The sequence below is a fragment of the Microbacterium croceum genome (assembly GCF_023091245.1).
In the GTDB taxonomy this organism is placed as follows: Bacteria; Actinomycetota; Actinomycetes; order Actinomycetales; family Microbacteriaceae; genus Microbacterium; species Microbacterium croceum.
This window is the reverse complement of the sequence record NZ_JAHWXN010000001.1, coordinates 1,673,818-1,687,580: the sequence shown is the minus strand read 5'-3', so window position 1 is coordinate 1,687,580 and position 13,763 is coordinate 1,673,818. Positions and strand designations below refer to the sequence as shown.

Below are 13,763 nucleotides of genomic sequence, written 5' to 3'. Positions count from 1 at the left end.
ATGTCGCTCTTCACTTCATCCCCTGCTGCCGTCTCGCGCGAGGTTCCCCGCACCGATGCGGCGCCACGAAAGCGCGCCCGCTTCCACACCCTCACGGTCGAGGACGTGCGACCTCTGACCGACGACGCGGTCGAGGTCACGTTCACGGTGCCCGCTGCGCTCGCCGACGACTACGACCACCTTCCCGGTCAGTACGTGGCCTTGCGCACCACACTCGACGGCGTCGAGGTGCGGCGCTCCTATTCCCTGTGCCGCGCACCCGAGCACCGCGACGACGGCGGTGCCACCCGCCTGAGCGTGGCGGTGAAGCGCGACGAGGGAGGGCTGTTCTCCACCTGGGCGCAGACCGGACTGCATCCCGGATTCGCGATCGACGTGATGAGCCCGCAGGGCACGTTCACCTCGGCACTCGACGATCTCGACCACCGGCACATCGTCGGCATCGCCGCCGGCTCCGGCATCACTCCGCTCATGGCGCTGGCACACACCGTGCTGACGCGGTCGGAAACCTCGCGCTTCACCCTGCTGTACACGAACAGGGCCACCCTCGACGTCATGTTCCTGGAAGACCTCGCCGACCTCAAGGACCGCTACCCCACCCGTCTGGTGCTGCATCACGTGCTCTCGCGCGAGCAGCGCACCGCCCCTGTGCTCTCGGGGCGGATCGACGAGGAGAAGCTGCGGACGATCCTCGGCACCCTGATCCTGCCGTCGACCGTCGACGAGTGGTTCCTGTGCGGCCCCTTGGCCCTGGTGGACCTGTGCCGCGAGGTGCTCGCCGACGTCGGCGTCGATCGCTCGCACATCCGCTTCGAGCTGTTCACGACCGGTGACGAGCCGGCGCGCGCCGCACGACCCGTTGAGGTGCGCGCCGGGCAGAAGACCGTGCGCATCGAGGTCACGCTCGACGGCGTCTCGTCGACGGTGGAGAGCCCGGTCGACGCGCACGAGTCGGTGTTGAACGCCGCACTGCGCGTGCGGCCGGACGCCCCGTTCGCGTGCGCGGGCGGAGTCTGCGGCACCTGCCGGGCGCGCGTCGTGGAGGGCAGCGTGACCATGACCGAGAACTACGCCCTGGAGCCGGACGAGCTCGAGCGCGGCTTCGTGCTCACCTGCCAGTCCCACCCCACCAGCGACCGTGTGGTCGTGGACTACGACGTCTGAGCAGACCGCCGGAAGGACAGCACACATGATCGACCTGACCATCGCCGACGACGTCGCGCACATCACGCTCAACGCCCCGGCGAAGCTGAACTCCCTCGACGAACAGGCGCTGCGCGATCTCGGCGCCGCCTATGACGAGGCGGAGCGGGCCGGCGTCCGCGCCCTGGTGCTCCGCGGCGAAGGGCGTGCGTTCTGCGCCGGACGCGACATCTCGGGCGTCGACCCGCGCGACGACGACGTGATCGGCTACCTCGGCGGCCTGGTGACGCCACTGCTGCAGCGGATGGCGCGATTCCCCGCCCCCACCTTCGCCGCGGCGCATGGCGCCTGTCTGGGTGTCGGACTCGGCCTGCTGGTCGCGACCGATGTCGTGTACGTCGCGGAGTCCGCGAAGATCGGCTCTCCGTTCGCCGCGCTCGGCGCGACCCTCGACTCGGGCGGGCACGCGCTGTTCCTCGACCGGCTCGGCGCGCACAAGACGCTCGACCTGATCTATACCGGACGGCTGATGACCGGCGCAGAGGCGGTGACCTCCGGACTCTTCTCGCGCGTGTTCCCCGACGACCAGGTCATCGAGGCGGCGACGGACGCCGCAGCTGTGGCCGCCCGCGGAGCCACGGCGGCGTTCCTCGCGAGCAAGCACCTCATCGCCCGCATCCGCGATGAGCGGCTCACGCTGTGGGATGCGGTCGGCATCGAGAACGCTGCTCAGGCTGCACTGTGCGACACGGACGACTACCGCGAGGGCTTCGCCGCGTTCCAGGAGAAGCGGAAGCCGGTGTTCCGCGGGGTCTGACATCCCCGGCCTCGTCGGTGTCAGACCCCGGTGGCAGAATGCGGGGATGATGCTCTCCGAGCTCGTCACCACGACAGAAGAGGTCGCAGCGACCCGATCGCGCCTCGCGAAGATCGACGCCCTGGCCGGTTTGCTCGCGCGCGCTGAACCCGCAGAGATCGCGCCGCTCGTCGGGCTGCTGCTGGCGGCGCCGCGACAGGGGCGCCTCGGAGTGGGCTGGCGAGGGATCGCGGCCCTCGACGTGCATCATGCGGATGCATCGACACTGCGCGTCGCCGACGTCGATCAGGCTCTCGATGCTCTGGCCGCGGCATCCGGCACGGGGTCGAACACGTCTCGCAGCGTCATCCTCGGCGACCTCGCCGCCCGCACCACGGCTGGCGAATGGGACTTCCTGACCAGGTCGATCCTGGGCGAACTGCGCACGGGAGCGCTCGGCGGCGTGCTGCTCGACGCGATCGCTCGTGCCTCCGGTCGCGCGCCCGCCCTCGTCCGTCGCGCGGCCATGCTCTCGGGAGATCTCGGCACGAGCGCGCACCTCGCGCTCACCGGCACCGCCGCGGAACTCGAGGCCGTCGGCCTGCAGGTCGGCCGCCCGGTACTGCCGATGCTCGCCGGTACCGCCGCGAGTCCTACCGCCGCACTCGAGATCACCGGCAGGGCCTCAGTCGAGTACAAACTCGACGGCGCCCGCATCCAGGTGCACCGCCATGGCGAGGAGGTCGGCGTGTACACGCGGAGCCTGGCCGACATCACGCACCGGGTGCCGGAGCTCGTCGAGATCGTGCGATCGCTTCCCGCCCGCGATCTGATCCTGGACGGAGAGACGCTCTCACTCGATGAGGACGGGGGCCCACGCCCGTTCCAGGAGACGATGTCGCGGTTCGGCGCCGATGTCTCCCGAGAGCTCCTGCTGCGCCCCTGGTTCTTCGACCTGCTGCACGTCGACGGCCGCGACCTCATCGACGAGCCGCTCTCCACCCGCCTCGCGGAGCTCGAGCGCGTCGCCTCCGACTGGCGCATCCCCGGCATCGTCACGGCCGACGCCGCTGCGGCTGAGGAGCTCTCCCGAGACGCCCTCGCCGCCGGCCATGAGGGCGTCGTCATCAAGGCGATCGACTCGCCGTACGCCGCAGGAAGGCGCGGCACCTCCTGGGTGAAGGTCAAGCCCGTGCTGACCTACGACCTCGTGGTGCTCGGCGCGGAATGGGGATCCGGTCGACGTCAGGGCTGGTTGTCGAACCTGCATCTGGGTGCGCTCGACCCGGACGGCGAGTTCGGGGAGCCCGGCGCCTTCGTGATGGTCGGCAAGACGTTCAAGGGGCTCACCGATGCCCTGCTGCAGTGGCAGACGCAGACGTTCCCCGAGTTCGAGACGCACCGCTCGGCCGCCGCCGTGTTCCTCCGGCCGGAGATCGTGGTCGAGATCGCGATCGACGGCGTGCAGCGCTCGCCCCGCTATCCCGGGGGGATCGCGCTGCGCTTCGCCCGGGTCAAGGGCTACCGCGCCGACAAGACCGCCGCCGAAGCCGACACGATCCAGACGCTGCGCGCACTGCTGCCGAGCTGACCCTCGGAAGTCCGCAGTCTGCCGCGCTCAGGCGGAGGGAGCGAGTCCCTGGTCTTCTTCGACCACGGTGCCCTGGAACGACCACGGGAAGTTGATCCACAGATCGGTGTCCTTCCAGGCGTAGTCGGGCTGGATGATCGTCGTGGGCTTCGTGTAGATGGTGACCGAGCGCACATCGGCCCCCTTGTCCTTCAGCAGCTGCACGGCGAGGGCGAGGGTGCGACCGGAGTCCGCGACATCGTCGACCAGCAGCACGCGGCGGCCGTCGAGGTAGGCCATGTCGAGCTCCGGCGGCAGCACCTCCGGGGCGTCGAGCACGGTGCCGATGCCGGTGTAGAACTCGACGTTGATCGCGCCGCAGTTCTTCGCCCCCAGACCGTAGGCGATGGCACCGGCCGGCAGCAAGCCCCCGCGCGCGATCGCCACGACGACCTCGGGCACGAACCCGCTGTCGACGATGGTGCGTGCGAGCTCGCGGGTCGCCGCGCCGAATCCGTCCCAGGTGAGCGTCTCGCGCTCGATCGTTGCATCAGTCACCGGTTCATTCTCCTGCATCCGATCGGCGCTTGTTTCCACGTGAGGGGTCAAGACACGCCGCACGGACCGCCCCGGGCGCGGCGTGTCGTGACCCCTCGCCGCGGACCATCACTCCAGCCGCGTGACCTCGACCGACACGAAGAGCTCCGAGGCACTCGGCCCGGCGTACACGCCCCGCAGCGGCGCCACATCGGCGTAGTCGCGACCATGGCCGACGTACACGTGCGACTCCCCGATCTCGGCGAGATTGGTCGGGTCGTACCCTCGCCACTCCCCCGAGTACCACTCGACCCAGGCGTGGGATTCGCCGATGACGGGCTGCCCGATCGGCGCCGTCGGATCAGGATGCAGATATCCGGACACGTAGCGCGCCGGGATGCCGACCGCGCGCAGCACGCCGAGCGCGACGTGGGCGATGTCCTGGCAGACACCCGAGCGCGCGGGCCACGCGTCTCGTGCAGTGGAGTTCACCCCGGTGACGCCGCTCTGGTACTCCATGGCCTCGCCGACCGTGCGACAGATCTCGAACGCGGTGGCGTCGACGTCTCGCCCTTCGGCCCTGATCCGCTGCGCGAGCGCGATCATCTCGGCATCGGGCGCCGTGGCGGGGGTCTGTGTGACCCCCTCGGAGAGCGAGAGCGACAGCGGGATGCGGGCGGCGAGCTCGTCCCAGTCGATCGCGGCAGTCGACGGGGACGTCGTCCGCACGTCCACGATGCTCGTCGCGGTGACCGACAGCAGCTGATGCGGAGTCAGCACTTCGAAGGTCGACACCCGGGTGTCCCAGTAGTCCGCATACGAGTGCTGGGTCGCGGTCGGCGAGATGTCGAGCGTCGCCTGCAGCACGAACTGGCCCTCGCGCGAGTGCGGAAGCATCCGCGCCTCGTTGTACGACGCGGTCGCCGGCTTCTCGTAGCGGAACCCGGTCCGATGCACGATCCGCAGACGGCTCACAGCGCTTCTCCGATCCACACCGGCATCGCGATCGAGGGGAAGTACCGTTCCCTGATCGCGTCGCTCGCCTCCGACATCCCCACCTGCACCTCTTCCATGCTCTCCGAGAGCCTGTGCACGATGTCACCGACCGGTCGGTACTCCAGCTCCGAGCGCATCCGTCCGAGCACCCGGTGAGCGCGGTCCGGGGCACCGAACGCGCCCGCCGGGTCGATGCCGCGCAGGCACTCCTCCGCCTGCAGGATGCTGGAGAGCACGGACCGCGGGAACAGCCGGTCCACGAGCAGGAACTCCACCGCCGACGCGGCCGTGGGTACCGCGCGATGGCTGCGCAGATGGGCCTCGTACGCGCCGCAGCTGCGCAACAGCGTGGTCCAGCTCGGGCCGCCGGCGTCCGTCAGCGACCGCGTCGCGAGCAGCCGCGCGGTCATGTCTGCCCGTTCGATCGACCGGCCGAGCACGAAGAACTGCCACGCCTCGTCGCGACTCGTCGAGGAGTCGACGACGCCGAATGCCAGGGCGGAACGGTCACGGACCCAGCGGAAGAAGGGGTGCGTCTTGTCCGAGGCGATCCACCGCGGCATCCGCGCGTTGGACTCGTTGAGCGTCTCCCACAGGTCGGTCGAGATGATCTCGCGCGCACGGCGGGCGTTCTCGCGGGCGGCGGCGATCGAGTGCGCGATCGACGCCGAATGCTCCCGATCCAGTGCGAGCAGCCGCACCACGTCGTCACGTCCGAGCGGCGCATCGCCCTCGACCGTCGTGCCCATGACCGAGAGCAGCGCACGGCACGCGGTGTCCTCCTCCACCCAGGGGTCCTCCAGGAGCAGCTGCAGGTGCACGTCGAGGATGCGCGCAGTGCCGTCGGCGCGCTCGACATAGCGACCGATCCAGAACAGCGCCTCGGCGATGCGACTCAGCATGAGAGACCCTCCTCCGCCTGCTGCACGTGTTGTTGCTGCTGCTGTTGCTGCTGGTGGTGGCGCGCCTCGAGGTCCTCGTCCTGCGGCGAGGAGAGGAAGGGCGGATGCGGTTCCTCGCGCACCGGGGAGGTGACGACCGCGATCGCCCCGGTGGCGATCGAGACCTCGTCGGAGGCCGGGTCCGAGAGACCGGCGACCGTGGTGTTCGGCCCGGTGAAGAGGGAGGGATCCAGAACCCAGGTGTCCTTCGACCCTCCGCCCTGACTGGAGTTGACGACCAGCTGTCCCTCGGGCAGCGCGACCCGGGTGAGTCCGCCGGGCAGCACCCAGATGTCGTCTCCGTCGTTCACGGCGAAGGGGCGCAGATCGACGTGCCGCGGCCGGAATCCGTCCTCGACCAGCGTCGGGATCGTCGACAGCTGCACCACGGGCTGCGCGATCCATCCGCGCGGATCGGCCAGCAGGGTCGCCCGCAACGCGTCGAGCGTCGTCCGCGAGGCGTCGGGTCCGACCACGAGCCCCTTCCCTCCGGACCCGTCGACCGGCTTCACGACCAGTTCGTCCAGCCGGTCCAGCACCTCCTCCAACGCCTCCGGCTCCTCCAGACGCCAGGTGTCGACGTTGGGGATGATCGGGTCCTCGCCGAGGTAGTAGCGGATGAGCTCCGGCACATACGTGTAGACGAGCTTGTCGTCAGCGACGCCGTTGCCGATCGCGTTCGCCAGGGTGACGTTGCCCAGTCGTGCCGCGAGCATCAGGCCTGGTGCCCCCAGCACCGAATCCGGCCGGAAGTGCTGCGGGTCCAGGAACTCGTCGTCGACACGGCGGTAGATGACGTCCACACGCGTCGGCCCCGCGGTCGTGTGCATCCACACCCGCCCGCCCGAGCAGAACAGATCGCGACCCTCGACGAGCTCGATGCCCATCATGCGCGCCAGCAGGGTGTGCTCGTAGTACGCGGAGTTGTAGACGCCGGGGGTCAGCACGACCACCGTCGGATCCTCGACCCCCGCCGGAGCCGCCGCGCGCAGGGCCTGCAGCAGCCGTCCCGGGTAGTCGACGACGGGTCGGACGCGCAGGCTGGTGAACAGCTCGGGGAGCGTCTGCGCCATGACCCGCCTGTTGGCGAGCACGTAGCTGACGCCGCTGGGCACCCGGACGTTGTCCTCCAGAACCCGCCAGGCGCCTTTCTCATCACGGATGACGTCGATGCCGGCGACGTGGATGCGCACGCCGTTCGCCCCGACGATCCCGGCCGCCTGGCGGTGGAAGTGCGAGGACGAGCTGATCAGCGATGCGGGGATCACGCCGTCGTGCACCGCGAGCTGCGGACCGTACACGTCCGCGAGGAAGGCCTCCAGCGCGCGCACGCGCTGCTTCACCCCGGACTCGACGTAGGTCCAGTCATCCGCGGCGATCACGCGCGGGACCACGTCGAGCGGGAACGGCCGTTCTTCTCCGGCGAAGTCGAAGGTCACCCCCTGCGCAAGGTACGAGCTGGCGAGCGCATCCGTCCGCGCCCGCAGCTCCGCGTCGTCCATCCCGGCCAGCGCGGGGTACATGTCGCGGTACGGCACGCGCACCTCTCCGCCGCCCGGGAGCGCCTCGGAGGGGAACATCTCATCCCAGGGCTGCGGCCCATTCCGCACCGGCGACCGACGAGAGGTGTATCCGTTGAACAGCGACTCCATGTCGGAATACTTCCGCGGCGTGGTTTCGATGATGTTTCCGAGGGAAGTCGGAGCGGCGACAGAGCCAGGCCGGAGCGGTAGAGTTCATCTGTCCGGCCGTTCGGCGGCCGGTGCCCGAAAAAGGGGCACGAAGCACCCCGCACTGCAGCGGAGGCGAGACACATACGGATACCCCGTTCTCCGTCCCTGTCTCGAAAGGCTTCCGCATGCCCACCGTCTCTGCGCACGTCGCGCTCACCCTCGCCCAGCACATCGATGCCGTCTTCGGCGTGATGGGCAACGGCAACGCCTACTTCCTCGACGCGATCGAGACCCAGACCTCCGCGGTCTTCACAGCCGTCCGGCACGAGCAGGGCGCCGTGGTGGCCGCGGATGCGCACTTCCGGGCGTCCGGACGCATCGCCGCCGGCACGTCGACCTACGGCGCCGGCTTCACGAACACCCTCACGGCGCTCGCCGAGGCCGTGCAGGCGCACGTGCCACTCGTGCTGGTGGTGGGCGACGAGCCGACCTCGGGCCCTCGTCCGTGGGACGTCGACCAGATCGCGCTCGCCTCGGCTGTGGGCGCACGCACCTATACGGTCGGGCGCGCGGATGCCGCTGCCACCACCGTGATCGCGATCGAGCACGCGCTCACGTACCGCGTGCCCGTGGTGCTCGCGATCCCCTATGACGTCGCCGCGCTCGAAGCCGGGCCCGTGGCGGATGCTCCCTCGCCGCGTGTGCCCGCACCTCTCGCGCCGAAGGGCGAGTTCGCCGACGGGATGCTCGACGAGATCGCCGCCGCGCTGCAGAGCGCTGAGCGTCCGTTCCTCCTCGCCGGGCGCGGAGCCTGGCTCGCCGGAGCGAGCGCCGCGCTGGGCGAGCTCGCCGAGGCGACGGGTGCTCTCACGGCCTCTTCGGCGCTCGGTCGCGGTGTCTTCCCGGATGGCCGCTATGACCTCGGCGTCACCGGCGGATTCGGCGCGGACGGGGCGATGGAGCTCATCCGCTCCGCGGACGTCGCGGTGGTCTTCGGCGCCTCCCTGAACCAGTTCACGATGCGCTTCGGCGAGCTCTTCGCCCCGGGAACCCGCGTGTTCCAGATCGACATCACCCCGGCGGCGACCCACGCGCACATCGGCGGCTTCGTGCGTGCCGACGCACGCCTGGCCGCCGAGGCCCTGGTGTCGCGCCTCTCGTCCACCACCCCCACAGCCCCGTGGCGCGAGAGCGTCGACGTCGCCGCCGCCCGCACCTACGACGCCGGTGACGACCTCGCCCCGGACGGACGCCTCGACCCCCGTTCTGCTGCTCGCCGCATCGCCGAGCTGCTGCCGGAGGACCGCGTCGTCGTCTCCGACGGCGGACACTTCATCGGCTGGGCCAACATGTACTGGCCGGTCGCGGCTCCGGATCGCATGATGATGATCGGCACCGCGTTTCAGTCCATCGGTCAGGGCTGGCCCAGCGTCGTCGGTGCCGCACGGGCGCGACGCGATGCGACGGTCGTGCTGACCTCGGGAGACGGCGGCGGGCTGATGGCCATCGCCGACCTGGAGTCCGCGGTTCGCGCCGCCGGCGGGCGCGGCATCGCCGTCATCTGGAACGACGCGGCCTACGGCGCCGAAGTGAACCTGTACGGCCTGAAGGGACTCGCCGAGGGACCGATGCGCATCCCCGAAGTCGACTTCGCCGCCTTCGGTGCAGCCGTCGGCGCCGAAGGCGTGGTGGTGCGCACGCTCGCCGACCTCGATCGCCTGGCCGCGTGGACCGCGGAGGATGCCGTCACCCGTCGGTTCCTGCTGCTGGACCTGCGCATCTCCGGCGACGTGATCGCGCCCTACCAGCAGGAGATCATCCGCGTGAACTCCTGACGCGACGGCGACTAGGCTCCTCGTCATGACGGATGTTCCCGAAGTCCTGCGGTACAACGCCTTCGCGGCCGATCCGACCGGCGGCAACCCCGCCGGTGTCGTGCTCGACGCTGCCGATCTGAGCGACGAGCGGATGCTGCAGATCGCCGCCGAGGTCGGCTACTCCGAGACGGCGTTCGTCACCTCCCGCCGCGACGACGCCGGCACGCCCCGCTACCACGTGCGGTTCTGGTCGCCCGCTGCGGAAGTGCCGTTCTGCGGACACGCGACAGTCGCGACGGCCGTGGCGCTGGCCGAGCGCGGTGGGGTGGGCGAGATGCTCTTCGAGACCGGCGGCGGCGAGGTGGCGCTCCGATCCGCGTCGGACGACGAGGGCACGGTGACGGTGTCGTTCACGAGCGTCGAACCGGAGGTGCGGGATCTCGACGAGGGCGTGCTCGCGCGCCTGCTCGGCCTGCTCGGGCTCGAGCCGTCGGATCTCGATCCGCGCTTCCCGCCCAAGGAAGCCTTCGCCGGGAACTGGCATCCGATCCTCGTCATCCGTGATCGCGAGCTGTTCGACCAGTTCCGCTTCTCCCCCGCCCCCGTCGCGGCGCTGATGCGCGAGCAGGGGTGGCACGGCACCGTCACGGTGCTGCACGCGGCGGACGAGTCCGACGTCGACGCGCGGAACCTCTTCCCGGTCGGCCGCATCACCGAGGACCCGGCGACGGGCTCCGCGGCGGCATCCACGGGCGCCTTCCTGCGCGAGCACGGGGTGGTGGATCGGACCATCCGCATCCATCAGGGCGCTCACGTGCGACGCCCGAGCCTGCTCACCGTGACGATCCCGCCCCGCGGCGGGATCGTGGTGTCCGGCAGGGCGGTCCGCCTCTCCTGAGGCACCCCGATCGCTCGCGGATCCGCGCGTGCGTTAGCCTTCCGGGATGCCTGCCATCCGCAACATCGCCGTCGGCCTGCCCGTGAAGGAGGGCCACGTGCTCGCCCTGTTCGGCACGGATTCGTCCCGCGGGCTCGACTTCCTCCGGGCGATCGGCGGCGGCATCGAGTTCGGGGAGCGTGCCGACGAAGCCCTGCATCGAGAATTCATGGAGGAACTCGGCGTCACCCTCGAAACCGCGACGCTCCTCGGTGTGCGCGACAACATCTTCACGTACGAGGGCGTACCCGGCCACGAGATCGCCCACATCTACGCGCTGACCTCGTCGGCGCTGGACGCAGTGCCCCTGGACGCCGAGCTTCACGTGCTCGACGAGGGCAGTCCCGTGCGGTGGGTGCCGATCGCCGAGGTGCGCGAGGGCACGCGGCTGCTCTTCCCGGACGGGGCGACAGAACTGTTGCTCGCCCTCGACGCAGGCTGACGCTGCGGCGCTCGGAGGACGAGTGCGCGGGGTGGGTGCCGAGCGTATGGGGTGTTCGCGCGGGTAGGTCGTGCGCTCGATGGGAGCTCGCGCACTCGGTAGATGCTCGCGCACTCGGTAGGTGCCGCGGGCGCGCCGATGCGGGGGCTCGCCGTCTCGACGACAGCTGTGGAGAGGTCGCTTCGCGGGCGGTTCTGTGGAGTGCGGGTGGGCGTGGATCGTGTTCTGGAATATTGCTCTGACCTGGGATGTTTTCGGGTGATTCTGGGGTGGGAACGTCGGTGGTCCTCGGTTGAATGGGGGTATGAACCACCCTGTGGATGTGCTCGATCAGGTCGTGAGCGACCTGGACGGGGTGCTGCGTCCGGACACGGTGGCGGGGTTGTCGGATGCGGAGAAGCTGGAGTTGTTGCGCGCGGCGGGTGACGTGCTGCGGCGGGCGGAGGCGCTGGTCGTGGAGGCGGTGGCGTCGGTGCCGGCACGACCGGCCGGGGCGGGTGATGCGGCGTTCTGCGGACAGTTCGGGTGCCGCAGCATGAGCGAGCTGTTGCAGCGGGTGCTGCGCACGGATGCGGCGGGTGCGGGGCGGGTGGTCAAGGCGGCCCGGTTGGTTCGGCGGGAGGTGGACATCCGTTCCGGGGGCTGGTTGCCGGCGTTGTGGCCGCAGTTGCGGGCGGCGTTGGTGGACGGGGTGATCGGGATCACCGGGTTGTTGGCGGCGACAGGGCCGATCGAGCAGGCGCGGGGGCGTGTCGCGGCGGCGGACCGACTACGGGCCGACGCGGAGCTCGCGGCGTGGGCGCGCGGATGGGACATCGCCGAGGACGTCGACGCCGACGCCGATGCCGATGCCGATGCCGATGCCGATGTCGATCATGAACCTGCCGCGCCGGCGGCGACGCCGGAGGATCTGCGGATCCTCGCGCAACGGATCGTGATGTTCCTCGATCCGGATGGAGCGGAGCCGGCGGAGGAGATCGCGATGCGGGGGCGTGGGGTGATCCTGGGCCGGGCGAAGAACGGGCTGATCCCGATCCGCGGGGACCTGTTGCCGGAAACAGCGGGGCAGCTGCAACGGATCTGGGACGCGTATCTGAACCCGAAAGCCGACGGACCACCCTTGCCAGGCGTACGGTTCGTGCCGTCCGACGACGATGACGGGCAGGGTGCGCAGGACCGCGCCGATCGGGACGGTGACGTGTTGCCGTCCGGGGATCCGGGTGGGCAAATCGACACCCGCTCGCGGGCGCAGAGGCAGCACGACGCGTTGGCGGCGATGCTCGGCATCGCCGCCCGACACGAGGACACGCCCAGACTGGGTGGGGCGGCGCCGACGCTGATCGTGTCGGTGACCGCGGAGGCCTATGCGACCGGCCGAGGGTGGGCGCACATCGACGGGATCGACACGCCGACCACGATCGGCACGGCCCGGCACACCGCCTGCGGAGGCACCATCCAACGGGTGTTGTTCGACCCCGAAGGCCGCATCATCGGCATCGGGAACACGGACCGCATCTTCACCACCCACCAACGGCGGGCGATCGCCCTCCGCGACACGGAATGCCTGATCCCCGGGTGCCATGTTCCGGCGTCGTGGTGTGAGATCCACCATGTGCAGGAGCATGCCCGCGGTGGGCCGACGCATACCGACAACGGTGTCGCACTGTGCTGGCACCACCATCACACCCTTGATACGTCCGGGTGGGAGATCCGCATGGACAACGGCACCCCCACCGTCCGCGGACCCGCCTGGTGGGACCCCGCACGACGATGGCGGCGACCACGACCCCGGTCCGAGAGCACAAGCACACGCACACGCACAAGGGCAAGCACCAGCGCGGCCACCGGGCGACGATCTGCCAGAATCAACGGGTGACTACGTGGCGCGTGAGTGGATACGGAAAGACGGCGATCGCTGCGGCGGTCTTCGTCGTCATGATGGCCCTGGCATCGTGCTCGCCGGGCACGGACGCGTCAGGCTCGGCGACGGCGACACCGACCGCAGCATCCCCCACCCCAGTGGCAGTAGAGACTCTCGAGCCGGCAGAGACCGAATCGCCCCAGAGCGCCACCGACGGATTCCGCGAATGGCTGGAGGCGTCTCGACTGCCCGACGTCGACACCGCCTGCGCCCGTCTCACGCCGGAGCTCGTGACCCGCATGATCGCCGAGCTCGAGGCGAACGGAGTCACCGGGATCGACAGCTGCGAGCAGATGATCACGACCACCGCCGAGCTCTATCGCTCACTCGATCAGAGCACCGACGTCGACATCGCCGTGCAGCACGAGACCGACACGGATGCCACCCTCTTCGTGACCTACCTCGGCTCCGGCGACTGCGGCACCGTGGTGATGACGCGTCCGGCCACCGAGTGGATCATCACCGACCAGTCGACGGAGTGCGCGGGCTGACGCGAGTCGACGCCGCGCGCACTCCCCCGATCTCAAGCCGCGTAGTCCGGAAGCTCCTGCAGCGTCCAGGTGTTGCCGTCCGGGTCGTCGAACCAGACGAACCGCCCCCATCCGAGGTCCTCGACGCCCTTGGTCGCGACGCCGACCGCCTCGAGCTGCGCCTTCGCCTCGTCGGCGTTCGGCACGACCACCTGGATCGTCTTCTGCTGTCCGGGCTCGAGCGGGATGTCGAGCCCGGTACCGAACGCGATCGAGCAGGCCGAGCCCGGCGGCGTCATCTGCACGAACCGCAAGCCCTCGGTCGGCGTCTGATCGTGGTCGGGGTTGAACCCGATCTTCGTGTAGAACTCCTTCGAACGGTCGACATCGCTCACCGGCATGAAGATGAGCTCGATCTTCCAGGTCATCACACACTCCTCCTGTCGGGCGTCGTCGCCCGTCGGCGTCCACGGTACGCCGCAGCACCGACATCCTCCAGGGATCGTCCGCCTCGGATGAC

Annotated in this window: 13 protein-coding genes; 8 read left to right on the top strand and 5 right to left on the bottom strand. The window is 70.0% G+C overall.

Annotation, left to right across the window (positions count from 1 at the left end; translation table 11 throughout):
- The 3 genes from paaE to KZC51_RS07950 are packed head-to-tail and all read left to right on the top strand — an operon-like array spanning position 1 to position 3,530.
- The gene (gene paaE, locus KZC51_RS07960; RefSeq protein WP_247629461.1) at positions 1 to 1,164 is read left to right on the top strand and encodes a 1,2-phenylacetyl-CoA epoxidase subunit PaaE; all 1,164 of its coding nucleotides are present in this window, start codon (positions 1 to 3) and stop codon (positions 1,162 to 1,164) included.
- Between the two features lie 25 nt (positions 1,165 to 1,189).
- Positions 1,190 to 1,960, top strand: coding sequence for an enoyl-CoA hydratase/isomerase family protein (locus KZC51_RS07955; protein ID WP_247629460.1), 771 nt, complete (start codon positions 1,190 to 1,192; stop codon positions 1,958 to 1,960).
- Between the two features lie 46 nt (positions 1,961 to 2,006).
- Positions 2,007 to 3,530: an ATP-dependent DNA ligase gene (locus KZC51_RS07950; protein WP_247629459.1), complete on the top strand. Its 1,524-nt coding sequence runs from the start codon at positions 2,007 to 2,009 to the stop codon at positions 3,528 to 3,530.
- Between the two features lie 27 nt (positions 3,531 to 3,557).
- On the opposite strand, the gene KZC51_RS07945 is transcribed toward KZC51_RS07950, so the two are convergent.
- The 4 genes from KZC51_RS07945 to KZC51_RS07930 form a co-directional block, all read right to left on the bottom strand.
- The gene (locus tag KZC51_RS07945; protein ID WP_247630609.1) at positions 3,558 to 4,085 is read right to left on the bottom strand and encodes a phosphoribosyltransferase; all 528 of its coding nucleotides are present in this window, start codon (positions 4,083 to 4,085) and stop codon (positions 3,558 to 3,560) included.
- 90 nt (positions 4,086 to 4,175) lie between these two features.
- Positions 4,176 to 5,021, bottom strand: a complete 846-nt coding sequence (locus KZC51_RS07940) for a transglutaminase family protein (RefSeq protein ID WP_247629458.1) — start codon at positions 5,019 to 5,021, stop codon at positions 4,176 to 4,178.
- The gene (locus tag KZC51_RS07935; RefSeq protein WP_247629457.1) at positions 5,018 to 5,944 is read right to left on the bottom strand and encodes an alpha-E domain-containing protein; all 927 of its coding nucleotides are present in this window, start codon (positions 5,942 to 5,944) and stop codon (positions 5,018 to 5,020) included. The genes KZC51_RS07940 and KZC51_RS07935 overlap by 4 nt, the downstream gene beginning before the upstream one ends.
- Positions 5,938 to 7,635, bottom strand: a complete 1,698-nt coding sequence (locus tag KZC51_RS07930; RefSeq protein WP_247629456.1) for a circularly permuted type 2 ATP-grasp protein — start codon at positions 7,633 to 7,635, stop codon at positions 5,938 to 5,940. The genes KZC51_RS07935 and KZC51_RS07930 overlap by 7 nt, the downstream gene beginning before the upstream one ends.
- 206 nt (positions 7,636 to 7,841) lie before the next feature.
- Here KZC51_RS07930 and KZC51_RS07925 point away from each other — a divergent pair, with 206 nt between their 5' ends.
- The 5 genes from KZC51_RS07925 (at position 7,842) to KZC51_RS07905 (ending at position 13,264) form a co-directional block, all read left to right on the top strand.
- The gene (locus KZC51_RS07925; protein ID WP_247629455.1) at positions 7,842 to 9,491 is read left to right on the top strand and encodes a thiamine pyrophosphate-binding protein; all 1,650 of its coding nucleotides are present in this window, start codon (positions 7,842 to 7,844) and stop codon (positions 9,489 to 9,491) included.
- A 25-nt stretch (positions 9,492 to 9,516) separates the two neighbouring features.
- A complete protein-coding gene (locus KZC51_RS07920; protein WP_247629454.1) occupies positions 9,517 to 10,371 on the top strand; it encodes a PhzF family phenazine biosynthesis protein in 855 nt (284 codons plus the stop codon).
- A 46-nt stretch (positions 10,372 to 10,417) separates the two neighbouring features.
- Positions 10,418 to 10,852 (top strand): NUDIX domain-containing protein, encoded by a 435-nt coding sequence (locus KZC51_RS07915; RefSeq protein ID WP_247629453.1) that lies wholly within the window; start codon positions 10,418 to 10,420, stop codon positions 10,850 to 10,852.
- A gap of 304 nt (positions 10,853 to 11,156) precedes the next feature.
- Positions 11,157 to 12,728: an HNH endonuclease signature motif containing protein gene (locus tag KZC51_RS07910; RefSeq protein ID WP_281731727.1), complete on the top strand. Its 1,572-nt coding sequence runs from the start codon at positions 11,157 to 11,159 to the stop codon at positions 12,726 to 12,728.
- The gene (locus KZC51_RS07905; RefSeq protein ID WP_247629452.1) at positions 12,725 to 13,264 is read left to right on the top strand and encodes a hypothetical protein; all 540 of its coding nucleotides are present in this window, start codon (positions 12,725 to 12,727) and stop codon (positions 13,262 to 13,264) included. Before KZC51_RS07910 ends, KZC51_RS07905 begins: the two co-directional genes overlap by 4 nt.
- A 32-nt stretch (positions 13,265 to 13,296) precedes the next feature.
- Here KZC51_RS07905 and KZC51_RS07900 read toward each other — a convergent pair whose 3' ends face one another.
- Positions 13,297 to 13,671, bottom strand: a complete 375-nt coding sequence (locus tag KZC51_RS07900) for a VOC family protein (protein ID WP_141872774.1) — start codon at positions 13,669 to 13,671, stop codon at positions 13,297 to 13,299.
- Positions 13,672 to 13,763 lie beyond the last annotated feature (92 nt).